The organism is Wolbachia endosymbiont of Dactylopius coccus, from assembly GCF_977011065.1.
Map to the genome: position 1 here is coordinate 516,609 of NZ_OZ347065.1, position 15,959 is coordinate 532,567.

Here is a 15,959-nt window from a genome sequence, read left to right on the forward strand (position 1 = left end):
TGAGTTTTATCAACAGGATAGTTTTTCTATATTTACGTAGGTCAACAAATTAGCATAATTTGAGTAGCTTGCTATTATTTTTAGTATAACGTTGATGACCCTTAAAAAGCTTAATCTACACTTAGTATCAGATTCAAGTGGTGAAACTGTTATATCAGTTGCAAAATCAGCTCTGAAACACTTTCGTTCTGTAGAAACAATCGAATATGTTTGGTCTTTTGTGAAAGGAGAAGAGCAGGTTGACAAAATTTTGGAGGAAATTAATAAGAAAAGTGATGAGCATAACTTTGTTATATGCACTATTACTGATGATGAGCTAAGAAAATATCTAAAAGATAACTGTATAAAGTTGAAAATTCCCTATAGAGCAATATTATCACATATTATTAGAGAAATTTCGTCCTATCTTGAAATTGAAAAAGACGAAAAGCTTGACTTGCATACTGAGATAAATAACGAATATTTCCAGCGCATTGAGGCAATAAACTACACTATTAATCATGATGATGGACAAAATATTCAAGATATTGATAAAGCAGATATAATTTTGGTTGGAATTTCACGTACATCAAAATCTCCCACCAGTACGTATTTAGCTTACCGAGGCTATAAAGTTGCAAATATTCCTTTTGTTAGTGGAGTACCCTTTTATGTCGACTTGGCAAAATTAAAAAATAAACTAACGATAGGGGTAACAATAGACGTAAGTAGGCTAATAGAAATACGCAAAAATAGACTTACTTCAATTAACAACGAAGATAACAATATATATGCTAACCCTGAGAAAGTAGAAAAGGAAATTAAAGAAGCAGAGGAACTATTTAAGCAGAATAACTGGCCAATTATTGATGTCACGCAAAAGTCAATCGAAGAAGTATCAGCAACAATTATACAGTATTTTAATAAAATGTTATCAATTGACTAACTCTTGATAAGTGATTATAATGTAAAGTAATTTAATTCTTACTATAGATATGAAAGTCAAAGGGTCGCTAAAATCTCATCGTAACAGAGATAAAAATTGTAAAGTTGTGAAAAGGGGTGGTAAGATTTACATTATAAACAAGGTAAAGCCAAGATGTAAAGCACGTCAAGGTTCTTAGCTTTTTGTTCACCTTTTCATGTTATATATTTTTTATATGTGAAAGTACGGTGCTTATATCTAAAAAGAAGCAAAAGTTACTGTGTTTAAGCGCAGCCCTGCTCATTTCTTCTCTTACATTATATTTTAGCATTAGCACAATTACAGGTAAACGTGGTTTATTGACGCTAATAGACTTAAAAAAAGAAATCGAGTACAATAAACTTTTGCTAAAGGATGTCTCTTCTGAAAAGAAAAAGTTGGACAACAAAGTATTTGGCTTATATGAAAAAAGCTTAGATTTAGATCTGCTTGATGAGCAAGCAAAAAATGCTTTAGGTTATGTGAACCCTAATGAACTTATGGTTGTTCTTGACGTGGAATAGCGGTAGACTTCTTGCGTTACCTCCGTCATCCCAGTAGTTGATACTGCCCTCCTTTGTCATTCGAGTAGCTCCTTTCTCGTCATTCCAGTTCCCCTATGATGTCATTCCAGTGCTCCTTTTTTTGTCATCCTAGTAGCCCCTATGATGTCATTCCAGTGCTCCTTTCTCGTCATTCCAGTTCCCCTATGATGTCATTCCAGTGCTCCTTTCTTGTCATCCCAGTGCCTATTTCTTTGTCATCCCAGTGCCCAGACACTGGGATCCAGCTAAGTTAGTGAGTGTAAAAGTAGCCAACCTTACGTTAAAACACAACGTTCTTGATGAGATTGCAGGAAGGCTGGATTCCAGCGTCACGCGCTGGAATGACAAAAAAGAGTGGGCTTTCATGTGGTTATGCAAGCAGTCTAGTGTAAATCCAAGTTTTATCTACCACTTGAATTTTTGATCAAAAAGGAACAAGTTTAGTAAAAAATAATGATATTATTAATGGAACATAAAACAGTCCCACTGCAGTACTGATTAGAAGCAACAGAGTAGCTTTATCTGGTTGATAATTCAAAATATTAGCAAGTATTATACTGGACCCAGAAACTGGAATAATAGCCAGCAACATCAGTGCTTTATATATGCTCTCATCGTATATACCTATAACATGCTTGTCTAAAAGGACAATTCCTAAAACAAACAGTGGCCAGAATACGTACTTTGCTGTAATAGTGATCAAAGCAAGCTTCCAATCTATTTTAAAGCTTGTAATATTCGCAATGCTCACTCCAAGTAGCACCATTCCTAATGTGACAAATGTACTTCTAATATTCATCATAACATCTGTTAAAAAAGTAGGTATTTGTATATCGTATATACTTAAAAAGAAGCCCAGAACCATCGCATAAAGCGAAGGAAGTTTGAACAACTTTAATATGCATTCTTTTGCGGTATAAATACCATTTGCAGCTATGTAAAATCCTAAGCTGTTTTCAAATAGCGCCATTCCTATATAACAAACAACATATACAGATACTGAATCTTCATCAAATAAAGCCATGGCAATCGGCAGACCAAAATAACCCATACTTGTGCTGCCCGAGCTAAATGCTAATATGTTTCTCGTGTTATCCTTAAATAAAAAAGAAGAAAGATAATACACTGATAAGGACATAGTGCTACCTATAAACCATACCAAAATCGGCAGAGAAATTACTTTTAAATTAACTTCTGTATGAGAAACTCCATATAAAATCACTATTGGATTAGCTATATAAAAGAGTATTTGAGATATAGTGTTTCTATCAATTTTAAGACATTTTCCTGCTAAATAACCAATAAATATTGTAATATAAATAGGTAATATTTTTAGAAAAAGAGTAAAGAACATATTAGCCTATTGTGATATTTTTGATTGATAAAATGACATTAGATCTTAGGATATTGTAAAAGTAAACAAAATTTATTTTCCAATTTATCCAGCTCATAGTTAATTAAAAAAGATTCACTTAGTGCCAAAATTTGTTTTTACATAGGACTTAAGAATGACATTTTTATGATAAAATTATGTTAAGTTTCTATAAAGCTTCTTGCATATTTTTGAATAATGACATATTTACTAAAAATTAAACTGCTTGTAGCAATTTAGACGGACTGTTGAAAAAACACTCATCTTGAGTGGTTCTCAGGAATTCTTGCCTTGATCATTAAGATTGTACCATTGCTTTCCCTAATTTTTTTAAATCCAACTTTTTCGTAAACACGGATTGCACGAACATTTGCTGTATCTGGGTCAACAAAAGCATTTTCAGAAACTTTAAAGACAAATTCGTTTAAAAATATATTCAAAGCTTGTGGACCAATGCCTTTGCCCACATAATCCAGCTCTCCGATATACCAGTCTATAGCAGCACAGCTTTCTGGAAGCTCAGAAGTATCGTAGCCCTGCTCAGGTGGAAAATTATGTTTGTTATAGTATTGAATATAACCAATATCAACTCCATCACAATTAATAATGAATGCGTGCATTGGTTTTTCAATAATTTGTGTCTTAAATTTCAAACGTTTGAATCCTTTAACGTAGTTGCTATATTTTTTCTCAATTAACTCTGGTGTCCAATTTATATCCGCATCCCACCACTTCTTTACGTGAGGTGTTTCTAACCATTTTAATAACAGTAAAAAATGTTCTTCTTTTAACGCTTTAAATGTGATATTTTTATTCATTAATTGAAAATCTCAAATGTTACTACCATTTCTGTTAATCCTGTCTCTAATTGCCAAGTTCATTGAAATTGATATTTCCGTACCTAGTTTTCCTGATATGGTACACTATTTTAACGTATCAGAAGGCACAATTCAATTAACTATTGCTTATAATTTCCTAGGCTTGTGCATAGGAGGGTTATTTTTTGGTCCATTGTCTGAATGCTATGGCAGAAGAAGAATCATGATCATAGGCAGCACTTTGCTACTCGTCGGTGCTGTTGGCTGTGTTTTTGCGCTGTCAGTTTCTTGGCTTTTAATCTCTCGCTTTGTTCAGGGCATTGGTGTAAGCACATCTGTGGTTGTGTTTGCAATTATTGCAGACAGCTATAAAGGTAACGAAGCAGTGAAATTTATCGGAATCATGAATTCTGTTCTTACAGTTGTCATGGCAATTGCACCTGTTTTAGGAAGTTTTATCAATGGTGCTGTAGGGTGGCGTGGTAATTATGCAACTGTTGCAATACTTTGTTTGATCTCTTGGGTTTTGCTGCTTTTTCTGTTACCAGAAACAAAAAAGGACCGCGATATTTTCAGTTTGAAAAAAATGATGAAAGATTACAGAAAATTATTGTCGAGTTCAAGATTTGTGGCGCTGTCTTTGGTGTCAAGCCTCTTTTGTGCTGCATATATGTCATTCATCACTTGTGGACCTTTCTTGTATATGGAAACTTTTGGTTTATCTAGCACTATTTATGCACTACATCAAGGTGCAATAGTTGGGTGCTTCTCACTCATCAGTCTATTTGCTGGCAAAATCTTGCAGAAACTTGGAGCAATAAAGTGTGTAATTTCTGGCACGAGTGTAATCGTTATTGGATCTCTATTGCTTGTAATATTCAGTATAATTGCACCTCACTCTTTCTACTTAGTAACACTGTCTATGATGATTTTTTCTATCGGTTGTGCAATTTGCCAGGCAGTAGTTTTCAATGCATCATTAAATGTTTTCCCTGAAATTAAAGGTACAGCTTCTTCTGCAATCGCGTTCATTAGATCTTTTATTATAGCTATTTTTATCGGCTTAACAAGCTATGTTTACAATGGTCAAACAATCAGTGCAGCTATTCTTGTTTTTTCTGCAGTGGTACTAGAACTTATTTTTACTGTCTATCTATTGCGTTTAAAAGATCCTATGTAATTAATAAAGATATTCCATTGTAGGCTGCTAACTTTCCCCGGCCAATCTTTCTGCTTCATTACGTGAGATTAGTGCCTCAATAAATTCATCTAGTTCACCTTCTTTTATAATCTGCTCTAGCCGATGTGAAGTTAGATTAATTCTGTGGTCTGTTATTCTTGATTGTGGAAAATTATATGTTCTTATGCGCTCGGAACGATCACCAGAGCCAATCTGACTTTTCCTCATTGTTGACCTTTCCATTTCTTTTTTTTGTCTTTCAATTTCGTATAGCCTTGCCCTCAATACTTTGAGCGCTTTAGCTTTATTTTTGTGCTGCGATTTTTCATCTTGCTGTATCACAACTATCCCTGTTGGCAAGTGGGTGACCCTTACTGCGCTGTCAGTTGTATTCACTGATTGCCCTCCAGGACCACTGGATCTATAAACATCTATTCGTAAGTCTTTTTCTTCTATTTTAAAGTCAACTTCTTCTACTTCAGGTAATATCGCAACAGTAGCGGCAGAGGTATGCAACCTTCCTGAGGATTCAGTTTCTGGCACTCTCTGTACTCTGTGCACCCCTGATTCAAATTTCAACCTTGCAAAAACTTCTGTTCCATTAATGAGTGCAGAAGCTTCCTTATAGCCACCTATACCTGTATTAGAAATGCTTATTGGCTCGAACTTCCAATTTCTTCTTTCTGCATATTTTTGATACATACGAAATAACATTGCTGCAAATAATGCTGCTTCTTCTCCGCCTGTACCTGCTCTAATTTCTAATATTGCATTTCTTGAGTCATCTTCATCTTTGGGCAATAATGCTAACTTTAATTTTGCTTTTATTTTTGGTAATAATACCTTGTGCTTTTCGAAAAATTCTTCTTTTGCTAACTCTTTTATATCACCTTCGCTGTTTTCATCTTTCATTATTTCTTCTAAGTCTGAAATTTCCTCTTTCAGCGTGTTATATTCATCAATTATCTTGATTATTGGCCTGAGCTCAGAGTATTCCTTTGAAAGGGTAATGAATTCTTTTTGACTTAAATTGGTAGGATTTTCCAAATTCCTCTCTATATCATTAAATTTTTTCTTTAAGTCTTGTAAATTATTTTCCATATCCATATAGCACAGATCTAGCTAAGTAATATATACTGAAATAAAAAATTTCTTATATCAAGCAATAACACTATAATATACCTACTACCTTCTAGTTGAATATAATGGCAAAACAGATAACATCAAACTGCAATTTCATATTTGGAGCTTCGGACATAAAATCATTACCAAATGAGTCGGCTCCAGAGATTGCGTTTGCTGGTAGATCAAATGTAGGAAAATCCAGTCTGATCAACTTACTGATAAACAGCAAAAAAGCTGCCAGAGTTTCCTCTAAACCTGGATGCACTAGACAAATAAATTTTTACTCTATGTACGATGATAAGTTCAGACTTGTTGATCTACCAGGGTATGGCTACTCTCATGCAGGCAAGGAGGAAATTATACAATATTTAAACTTAATTGAGTATTATCTAATTCAAAGAAGAAATCTAAGAAGAGTGTTTGTGTTGATAGATAGCAAGGTAGGATTAAAAGAAATAGACAAAGACTTCATTTATTGGTTAATATATAATAATATTAACTTTAACGTTGTGCTAACAAAAATAGATAAAGTAAGTCAAAAAAGCTTAGGTGCTGTTATAGAAGATACTCAAAAATGGATTAATAATGAAAATGTGTCAATTCATCAAATAAGCATCCGTGTTAAGCATAAAATAATCAAGGTAAGAGATGAGTTTTTCAAGTTTACAAGATAAAAAAATGAAAAGTAGTGAATTTTTAAAGGGTGAAGTATCATTTGAACAAAAAGCAGAAATATTACTTGAAGTGCTGTCTAGCATACCTAGCTTTGTGGGTGAAACTTTTGTTATTAAATGTGGCAGCGTAACGATCTCAGATGAAACACTATTCTATACTTTTGTGCATAATGTTGTCTTATTAAAGCAGCTTGGTATAAATCCGGTGATAGTTCATGACGGAGAATATGAAATTAACTCAGTGTTAAAAATGCTGGGTATGGACAGTAAGTTTGTGAATGGTATCAGACTTACAGACAAAGACACTATGAAAATCATTGAAATGGCACTATGTGGTTCAGTTAATAAAAAAATTGTTCAGCATATAAATTCTGCTGGTGGTTCAGCTATTGGATTATGTGGAAAAGACGGCAACTTAATAAAAGCTGAAAAGATAAGCACTACCCTTAAGGAAGACAGATCAAATAACATCGAAAAAATACTAGACATGGGATTCATCGGTAGGCCCACTGAAATCAATCCTGATATATTATTTTTTATTGAAGAATCAGATTTTATACCAGTTATTGCACCAATTGGTCATGGAAAAAATGGGGAAACATATCATATTGATGCCGATAGCACTGCAAGCACAATTGCAATTGCAGTTTCTGCATCTAAAATGATAACCTTTAGCGATACAGGTGAAGAAATAGATAAAATTGGTGGCAGGAAGATATCTGTTAAAAATTTAAATGCATCGATTGATTGTGGCAAAATTCAAGGAGAAAAATTTATTGGAAGGCTTATGGCATATACTAAAATGGTAGAGGAATGTGCTGGAGTTGTTCACATAGTTGATGGTAGAATACCTAATATTATGCTTGATTTATTTACTGAGAATAATTCGAGCATATCAATTGTGAGTGATTTATAACTAGACAACTACACGAATAGACTTCTTGCATAACCATATAACATTGGGAATAGAAACGAAAAAACTTGCTTGACAAACTCCACCAGCCCCCTTATCATGAAAGTGAAGCTATTTATTTATCTTCGCAATCTTTGCAGTGGATTAATGACAAAAAACTTAATGTATTTGGCGTAAATCATGCTTAATTTTTCGCACTATGTGCACCTCATGTCTTTATCAAATTTCTAGCTACACAAGCTGAAATACGCTATTTAAAACATCAAAAAACGCCAACTTAAAAAATGGATAGTGAATAATTAGCTACCCTGGGGTTTCTTTGCCTTTTTTTCCGCTCAGTAAATTTCTTAAGTATTTATAGTTGCAATTTAAGAGCCCATAAAAGGTGTCATTCCAGCGCGTGACGCTGGAATCCAGTTTTCCATATAATCTCATCGAAAACGTTTTCCTATGCTAGTTTGCTTGCTTACAAGCAAACTTTTCTGGATCCCAGTGTCTGGGCACTGGGATGACAAAGAAATAGGCACTGGGATGACACCTACGCACGCTCACTTTGTCATTCCAGCGTGTAAAACATAGACCCCAAGTGTCAGCTACTTGAACAACATCACTTTGCTTTAAAATTGCAACGTTTGTACACGGTATGACGTTAGCTATTGTGCTACACCTTTCCCCTTTCCCCTGAAACTAAAATCTATATACTTAACTTTAGAAACTTCAAAATACGATGCGATCTAATATTAGAGAGTTATTTTGCTATATAAAGCCTAATCTATCTTATTTCATCATAGCTTTTATTGCAGTTTTATTTTCAGCCTTAACGATCCTCCTCTTTGGCAGAGGCTTAAGCAATATAATTGATTCTGGCACAGAGCACGATTTTACTACTAAGCTATTAGTTGCAATACTTATAGTTTTAGCCATTTCTCTCACTGCATTTACTCGGTTATATTTCATTGGCATTGGCAGCGAGAAAGTTATCGCAAGAATCAGATACGACTTATATAGCAGTATCACTGACTTGCAACCAAGTTTCTTTGAGGATACAGGTGTACAAGATGTTATCTCAGCACTCATTACTGATACCTCTGTGCTGCAATCAATAATAAATAGCAGCCTACTCACCATATTACGAAATTTTGTGATTCTGATTGGTAGTGTTGCCATGTTATTATATACAAATATACAACTAACTGCGTATGCAGCCGCAATAATACCTATACTACTCATTATCATGACCTCACTTGGAAAAAAAGTGCGTAGCCATGCACGCTTTGCCCAGGATAAATTAAGTGAGCTTGCATCACTTAGTGAGGAAAATTTTCGGTCTATCGTAACCATCAAATCGTTTGTACTCGAAGAAAACGAAAAAATCCGTTTTAAGGAACATTTAAACTCAGTATCAAAATCATACGTAAAATTAGTACTCTTGCGTGCTATTTTAGTAACTCTAGTTATCACGTGTGTGATAGGTTCACTAGTTGTTTTGCTCTTCTTCGGTATTAAAGAAGTCTTAAGCAATAATATAACTATTGGAGAACTCTCCTCATTTGTGTTTTATTCAGCGCTTGCGGCAGGAGCTATAAATAATTTGAGCGATAATATCAGTGATTTACAACGAGGTCTTGGAATAGTAGAGCGTTTATTTGAATTTAAAAATATGAAAAGCTCTATAGCAGATGCCAATGATCCTATAAAAATTTGTAGTGTTCAAAAAGGAATTTCGTTTAATGGCGTAACATTTTTTTATGAATCTCAGTCTGATAAGCCAGCGTTAAATAACGTATCATTTTCTATAGAGGCAGGTCAAGCAGTGTCAATTGTTGGCCCATCTGGCAGTGGTAAAAGCACCATTTTAAAACTTCTGCTCCGTTTTCATGATCCAAACAAAGGTAGCATTACTATCGATGGGCACAATATTAAGTCAATTGCGCTAAATGACCTCAGATCGTTGTTTGGCTTAGTGCCACAAGATCACATGATATTTTCTTGCTCAATAATGGAAAATATACTATATGGCAAACCTGGTGCTGAATATGAGGAAGTAAGGCAAGCAGCTATCGGTGCTTATGCAATGGAATTTATTGATAGGCTGCCTGATAAATTTGATACATTTGTAGGAAAAAGAGGATTAAAACTTTCTGAAGGGCAAAAACAACGTATTATAATAGCAAGAGCCATACTCAAAAACCCTCAGGTTTTAATACTGGATGAAGCAACCTCTGCCCTTGATTATAAAAGTGAGAACCTCGTGCAAAAAGCATTAAGCAAGTTAATGCAAGACAGAACAACGATCGTAATTACACACAGACTATCAACTGCACTTAAAACTGACAAGATTATAGTAATTAATCACGGAAAAGTAGAAGAAGTAGGGACTCATGACTCCCTAATAAGTAAAGACGGGTTGTATGCAAAACTGGCAAAGATACAGTGGAATTGAAAGAAAATTTAAATCATATCGTTAGTTGATATGCTAGATTTATAATCAAAATTATTAAATTTTTAATCATTTTAACTTATAATAACTTAATAGTATTTTTTAAGGATTATTATGGTTTACACTTTTTTACCACAACAACATATACCTTCTCATGTATCAATGCCAGCTTTACCAACACAAACGTTGATAAAAGTACCTTATACATCTGCATGTACAACACCTTACACTGTTAATCCATGTCAAAATAATTATGATCCATGTTACAATTATTTTGACCAATGTCATAATAATTATAATCCATGCCACAATCCTTGTGATGGATTTGGTTTTTTTTGTTAGAAGGCTATTTTAAATAATTTTCATATACGCACGTATTAGTGTATGTGCTTTATGTTCTTCTAAGAGTACATAAGTGTTATTCAAATATAACACTTATGTATTTCACATTTTACTTGAAAAGATAAGCAATTGTTATTCATATAGCAGTTCTACTACAACTTATTTCAGCAACACAACTAATTTTTACAACTTCTTCTTAAAATCTTATCATTATTCTGTCGTAGTAAAACTTCTGAACTCTAATATCTACTACATTAAAGTCGTATTTTGAAATGTACCGTAAGTTTATGTATGCTAGTTTTAATCTTAGAATTATTAAATCATTAACTTTTTTATCCTATAATAATTCAATAGTTACTTTTTAAAGGATTTTTATGACTTACAATTTTTCTTCGTATCCACATATGGATCCATGTATTTCTGCACGCACGGCTTGCATAACTGATCCACGGTACCATCATAACTTTGACCCACGTTGCCATAACCGCTTTGACTCGCGGCATGATGGACTCGAATTAAATATACAGCTTCCCGAATTCGATTTAAATATACCACCTTGTCCTGCTTGTCCCCCTGTTCCTGCTTGTCCCCCTTGTCCGCAACTTAAGCCTGACACTGACACTGGCACTAAGCCTAAAACTAAGGAGCCAATTGACATTTCAAAACTTACAATAAGAGTTCCTGTAGGGGGTGATGAGATTCTCGATGCTAAGACCGAAAAGCCAACAGGCTTGAGTGCTAAAGAATGCAAGAGAATAATTGAGAATCCTAAAAATGACCTTGAGATTGTAGACGGTAGAATTGCGGGCAATTGTCACGGCAATTCTGAGTGTGATAAATGCGTAGAGGCGGTGAATAACTCTATAGTAGATAAAGAACTTTTCTTTTCTGCTTACAATGCATCAGTGCCAGAAAGTACTGTTTATATTATATAAAAGTAATACAGTGTGTACATTGTTAGTACACACTTTCACTTTATAGTTAATTTTTTAATAATTTTATTTACTAATGGAGATATTTTATGCCAACGAATACTTTTTCTTGTCCAAGTCAAAAAAATGCAAATCATGTATGTCCATTGCCACTTGATGCGTGCTCTGTCAGTGACATGGTGAGAGTTAATTTGTTCACAAAGTTGGATGATTGTAAAGTCAATAAGAGTAAGTTGATTTATGATAAATGTGGTAAAGATCTTAAGTGTAAGATTGATGATAAGACTGTGAATGAATTGAAAAAATGTTTTAAGTTTGAGATTGATGATAAGACTAAGAATGAACTGAAAGAAAATATTAAGGATGAACTGGAGAAAGGTCTTAAGTTTGAGATTGATAATAAGACTAAGAATGAACTGAAAGAAAATATTAAGAATGAACTGAAGAAAGGTCTTAAGTGTGAAATTGATGATAAGACTAAGAATGAACTGAAAGAAAGTATTAAGAATGAACTGAAGAAAGGTCTTAAGTTTGAGATTAGTGATGAGACTAAGAATAAACTGAAAGAAATTATTAAGAATGAACTGAAGAAAGAGAAAGATCCTGATGATGTTAAAGATCCTGATGCTATCCAAGATCCTAATGCTGGTAATGATGATCACAGCGAAAGTATGACTTTCTCTTACCATGGTTACGGCAACGACTTAATATAAACTCTGATCCAGGAAGATAAAATAGTTAAGATAAACCTTCAACTAGCCCCACTTATTTGCTATATTGTTGGAGGTTTTCATAGTTTTTCTAGTTGATGAACATTTTCAAAAGGGCTTCTTCCTTAATTTTGAGTAAATTAAACGAGTTGAAGCAAAGGGGTATTATAAATACAGATACAACAAACTTTATCGTAGAACCCCCAAGTAACAGAGCACATGGAGACATTTACACAAACGTTGCCATGGTGCTTGCAAAGCATGAAAAGAAGAATCCCATTGAAATTGCAGAGGTTTTAGCCAAAGAATTTGAACTTTTTGATGAAGTTGCAAAAGTGGAAATAGCGGGCCCTGGTTTCATCAACATGCACTTAAAAATAGAAGTGTGGCATGGAATTTTAAAACAAATAAATGAGCTAAAAACAGAGTTTGGCACCCTAGATATAGGAGACAATCAGGCCATCAATGTTGAGTTTGTATCGGCAAATCCAACTGGTCCACTGCATATTGGCCATGCAAGAGGGGCAGTATTTGGTGACGTTCTGGCAAATTTATTGAAAAAAGTTGGTTATAAAGTTACTAAGGAATACTATATTAATGATGCTGGAGCGCAGATAGATACACTAATAAAGTCAGTATATTTGCGGTATAAGGAAGCTCTGGGAGAAAAAATCAGCATCGAAAAAGGTTTATACCCAGGTGAATATTTAAAACCGATAGGGAATGGGCTGGCCAAAAAATATGGCAAGGAGCTTCTAGAAAAGCAAGATAATCAGGTGATTAGGGAATATACTTTAAGTTCTATCTTAGAAATCATAAAGGAAGACATGAACTTACTTGGGGTAAGTCATGATGTTTTTACTTCAGAGTATGAGCTACAAAAAAGTGGCAAAATTGAAGAGAGTATAAAGATATTGTCTGACAAGGGTCTAGTGTATGAAGGGTACTTGAAGAAACCAAAAGGCAAAGAAAGTGAAAATTGGACTTCCAGAAAAGAAATGTTATTTCGCTCTACAAAATTTGGCGATGACGTTGACCGCGCACTGAAAAAAGAGGACGGCAGTTGGACTTATTTTGCCTCGGATATCGCTTATCATTTTGATAAGATATCACGTGGTTTTAAGAATATGATCGTAGAGCTTGGTAGTGACCACGGTGGTTATGTCAAAAGGCTAAAAGCAGTCGTCTCTGCGCTAGAAGCAAAAATAGAGGTAAAACTGCATAATATTGTGAATTTTTTTGAGAATGGCAAACCTGTTAAGATGTCCAAAAGATCAGGAAACTTCCTAACAGCAAGAGATGTAGTGGAGGAAGTTGGCAGGGATATCACTCGTTTTATAATGCTGACACGCAAGAATGATATGGTCTTGGACTTTGATTTTGCTAAAGTTAAAGAACAATCAAAAGACAACCCTATTTTTTATGTGCAATATGCGCACGCCCGTGCTCATTCATTGATGCGTAATGCTCCAAAAGAGTTGCCAAGTGCAGACCCTTCACTTTTAAAGACAGGTGGAGAGCTATTCCTCATAAAAACCTTAGCAAAGTGGCCAGATGTGGTAGAAACAGCGGCAAGGCTTTATGAGCCACATAGAATTACTTTCTACTTACTTGAAGTTGCAGAAGCGTTTCACGTTTTATGGGGGTATGGCAAGAGTGATTTAAACATGCGTTTCATACTGGAAGACAACTTAAACCTCACCGCTGCAAGAATGTTTCTCGTACAAGCCTTAGCGCACGTCATTGCTTCTGGACTTTCCATCTTTAATATAGAGCCTCTGGAAGAAATGAGTTGATTTTTTTTCGTCATAATGTATGATAATTAAAATGTTATTGAATTTGTAGGTAGAGCTATGGTAATGGATTATGCGCTATGGAAAGAAACATTATTTAAAGTTAATAATAATAAAAATTTAGAGAAAGGTAGCGTAATTAACAAAGTAAAAGATGCGTTGCGGCATGGACGTCATGGATATCTGGAATATCAAGAGTACTTGCCGTGGGAAAAAGCTAATTTTGATATAAATCACCAGTTTGAAGTTGAAAATAGTATATCTATTGAACATGAAGGCAGTAGATTTATTGGACATATAAGTACATCTTCTCAACCTGAAAGTAATAGACTTACGTTATTACATTTAGCTGCTCGCATTAATCTAGGAAATATAGCAAATGCTCTGTTGGGAGTAGAAAAAATCAATGTTAATGCATTAGATGAACATGGATGGACCCCTTTACATGTGGCTTCCTTATCTGGCCATATAGATATAGTAAATGCTCTAATAGGGGAAGGGACAAAGATTAATATTGATGCATCAGATGAAGATGGATTGACTTCTTTACATTGGGCTGTTAGAAATGGTCGTGCGAACGTAGTCAATGCTCTAATAGCAAATCATGCAAATGCTAATGCGGTAGATAACGAAGCAAGCACTCCTTTGCATTGGGCTATTCAATGTGGACACACCCCTGCCAATCATTTTGCTACTAAAAATGATTATATAGGAATAGTTAAAGTTTTGTTAAAAAACAAAGCAAATGTTAATGCAAAAGATAGAGATGGATCGACTCCTTTACATTGGGCTGCTGAACTTGGCTATACAGAGATAATAAATATTTTAATAGAAAATGGAGCAAACCCTTTGTTAAAAAATAAAGATGGTAAAACTCCAAGAGATTTAGCTAGAACTGGTGATATAAAGAAGCTTCTGGAAGAAGAAGAAAAACAGCTAAAAAAACTAAACGAAGAAAAAAACAATTTAACGCAAGATAAGGATGATAACAAGGATACAACACCTCTTCTGGAAGAAACAGAAAAAAAACAACCTACATCAGCAATTAAAAAAGGTCTTTTCGCCAGTGGTGCAGTCGCAGTATTAGGCACTGCTGTAGCAGTGGCACTTTTCGCAACTGGAACAGTTGCAGTTGAGTTAATACCTATAGTAATAGCAGTGGTTGCAATTGCAGCAGCAGCACTAGCAGTTGGTGGTATCACATATATGATGTTAAAGCCTAGTACTAAAATAGATGAAGTGGAAGAAGAACAAGGCATAACTGGGGATGAGCGGAAAGCTTGATCTGCTGGATTCCAGTGTCAGCTACTTTCATGACATCATCCTTTTTTCTGGATCCCAGTATCGGCTACTTGGATGACAGCTAGCCTGACAACCGTCATCCCGCTACGTGTTAGCGGCCGCGGCGGTATAGCTATACTTAAAAATATGGTTGAATAGTTGTGTGTACAATTATTAATCTTTTCTCAGTATTTTTACTATGGCTCTTTCTAAATTTCTCGATCCAAAGTTAGATTTAACATTTAAGAAAATCTTTGGCACTGAAAAAAATAAGAATATTCTTATCCACTTTTTGAACGATATTTTAGGATGTACTGAAGTCAATACTATACAAGAAGTAGAATTCTTAAGCACCATTATGGACCCTGAAATTGCTTCTGATAAACAAAGCATTGTTGATGTTCTTTGCAGGGATTCTAGTGGGAACAGGTATATAACGGACGAAGATCTCAGAAAAATTGCGGAAAAATCACCAATAATAAAGCTAGCATATGATGAATTAGATAAGTTTCACTGGAATGAAAAAGATCTAGTAGCTTATGAAGAAAGAATAATGGATCTGCGCAAAGAAGAAGCCATTCTTGAATACAGACTTGATCTTGCTAAAGAGGAAGGTAGAAAAGAAGGGGAAATTGAAGTTGCAAAAAATCTACTTAAAGCAGGGGTTTCTATTGATATCATAGCTCAAATTACTGGTCTTTCCATGAAAGAATTGCAGAATTAAGTGTGAATGGTTACGAAAAATATAAGTTTTTGCGATAAACGACATAGTGATGTATTTGTTGTTTAGCATGTCAGTGGAATATTTTCTGAAAAATTTCCACATAACTCTTTCAGATTTCATAATATCTCTTGCACTCATCTGAACAGATACCCATTTTGGAGGGATAC

At 34.6% G+C, this 15,959-nt stretch carries 17 protein-coding genes; 14 read left to right on the top strand and 3 right to left on the bottom strand.

Translation table 11 applies throughout. The features are described 5' to 3' along the window. Nucleotides 1–94: 94 nt before the first annotated feature. From ACWHVF_RS02880 to ACWHVF_RS02900, 5 genes are all read left to right on the top strand, one after another. Nucleotides 95–925 (top strand): pyruvate, water dikinase regulatory protein, encoded by an 831-nt coding sequence (locus ACWHVF_RS02880; RefSeq protein WP_064125500.1) that lies wholly within the window; start codon nt 95–97, stop codon nt 923–925. 49 nt (nt 926–974) lie between these two features. Beyond that, nucleotides 975–1,103, top strand: a complete 129-nt coding sequence (ykgO, locus tag ACWHVF_RS02885; protein ID WP_006279631.1) for a type B 50S ribosomal protein L36 — start codon at nt 975–977, stop codon at nt 1,101–1,103. Nucleotides 1,104–1,152: 49 nt separating this feature from the next. Further along, nucleotides 1,153–1,467, top strand: coding sequence for an FtsB family cell division protein (locus ACWHVF_RS02890; protein ID WP_064125499.1), 315 nt, complete (start codon nt 1,153–1,155; stop codon nt 1,465–1,467). 95 nt (nt 1,468–1,562) lie between these two features. Next, a complete protein-coding gene (locus tag ACWHVF_RS02895; protein ID WP_447933148.1) occupies nt 1,563–1,742 on the top strand; it encodes a hypothetical protein in 180 nt (59 codons plus the stop codon). After that, nucleotides 1,667–1,912 (top strand): hypothetical protein, encoded by a 246-nt coding sequence (locus ACWHVF_RS02900; RefSeq protein WP_447933149.1) that lies wholly within the window; start codon nt 1,667–1,669, stop codon nt 1,910–1,912. The genes ACWHVF_RS02895 and ACWHVF_RS02900 overlap by 76 nt, the downstream gene beginning before the upstream one ends. Here the strand turns inward: ACWHVF_RS02900 and ACWHVF_RS02905 are convergent, their stop codons facing one another. Next, nucleotides 1,913–2,842, bottom strand: coding sequence for an AEC family transporter (locus tag ACWHVF_RS02905; protein ID WP_064125553.1), 930 nt, complete (start codon nt 2,840–2,842; stop codon nt 1,913–1,915). A gap of 278 nt (nt 2,843–3,120) precedes the next feature. Further along, on the bottom strand, nt 3,121–3,678 hold the full coding sequence (locus ACWHVF_RS02910) for a GNAT family N-acetyltransferase (RefSeq protein ID WP_064125554.1): 558 nt from the start codon (nt 3,676–3,678) through the stop codon (nt 3,121–3,123). Nucleotides 3,679–3,694: 16 nt separating this feature from the next. Here ACWHVF_RS02910 and ACWHVF_RS02915 point away from each other — a divergent pair, with 16 nt between their 5' ends. Then, nucleotides 3,695–4,858 (top strand): multidrug effflux MFS transporter, encoded by a 1,164-nt coding sequence (locus tag ACWHVF_RS02915; RefSeq protein ID WP_447933150.1) that lies wholly within the window; start codon nt 3,695–3,697, stop codon nt 4,856–4,858. Nucleotides 4,859–4,885: 27 nt separating this feature from the next. Here the strand turns inward: ACWHVF_RS02915 and prfA are convergent, their stop codons facing one another. Then, entirely contained in the window at nt 4,886–5,965 is a 1,080-nt protein-coding gene (gene prfA, locus ACWHVF_RS02920) for a peptide chain release factor 1 (RefSeq protein WP_007548640.1), read from the bottom strand. Nucleotides 5,966–6,060: 95 nt separating this feature from the next. Between prfA and yihA the strand changes: the two genes are divergently transcribed. The 8 genes from yihA to ACWHVF_RS02960 all read left to right on the top strand — a co-directional run bounded on the left by yihA (nt 6,061) and on the right by ACWHVF_RS02960 (nt 15,792). Continuing rightward, nucleotides 6,061–6,657, top strand: coding sequence for a ribosome biogenesis GTP-binding protein YihA/YsxC (yihA, locus tag ACWHVF_RS02925; RefSeq protein ID WP_447933298.1), 597 nt, complete (start codon nt 6,061–6,063; stop codon nt 6,655–6,657). Nucleotides 6,658–6,661: 4 nt separating this feature from the next. Then, the gene (gene argB / locus ACWHVF_RS02930; RefSeq protein WP_064125223.1) at nt 6,662–7,573 is read left to right on the top strand and encodes an acetylglutamate kinase; all 912 of its coding nucleotides are present in this window, start codon (nt 6,662–6,664) and stop codon (nt 7,571–7,573) included. Between the two features lie 724 nt (nt 7,574–8,297). Next, nucleotides 8,298–10,013, top strand: a complete 1,716-nt coding sequence (locus tag ACWHVF_RS02935) for an ABC transporter ATP-binding protein (protein ID WP_064125219.1) — start codon at nt 8,298–8,300, stop codon at nt 10,011–10,013. 713 nt (nt 10,014–10,726) lie between these two features. Then, nucleotides 10,727–11,287 carry a hypothetical protein gene (locus ACWHVF_RS02940; RefSeq protein WP_064125218.1) on the top strand — a complete coding sequence of 187 codons (561 nt, stop codon included), beginning with the start codon at nt 10,727–10,729 and terminating at the stop codon, nt 11,285–11,287. An 86-nt stretch (nt 11,288–11,373) separates the two neighbouring features. Next, nucleotides 11,374–11,997, top strand: coding sequence for a hypothetical protein (locus ACWHVF_RS02945; RefSeq protein WP_064125217.1), 624 nt, complete (start codon nt 11,374–11,376; stop codon nt 11,995–11,997). A gap of 95 nt (nt 11,998–12,092) precedes the next feature. Then, on the top strand, nt 12,093–13,790 hold the full coding sequence (gene argS, locus ACWHVF_RS02950) for an arginine--tRNA ligase (RefSeq protein ID WP_064125216.1): 1,698 nt from the start codon (nt 12,093–12,095) through the stop codon (nt 13,788–13,790). Nucleotides 13,791–13,847: 57 nt separating this feature from the next. After that, complete coding sequence (locus tag ACWHVF_RS02955; RefSeq protein WP_082860923.1) at nt 13,848–15,071, top strand: ankyrin repeat domain-containing protein; 1,224 nt, start codon at nt 13,848–13,850, stop codon at nt 15,069–15,071. Between the two features lie 196 nt (nt 15,072–15,267). After that, complete coding sequence (locus ACWHVF_RS02960; RefSeq protein ID WP_064125214.1) at nt 15,268–15,792, top strand: PD-(D/E)XK nuclease family transposase; 525 nt, start codon at nt 15,268–15,270, stop codon at nt 15,790–15,792. Nucleotides 15,793–15,959 lie beyond the last annotated feature (167 nt).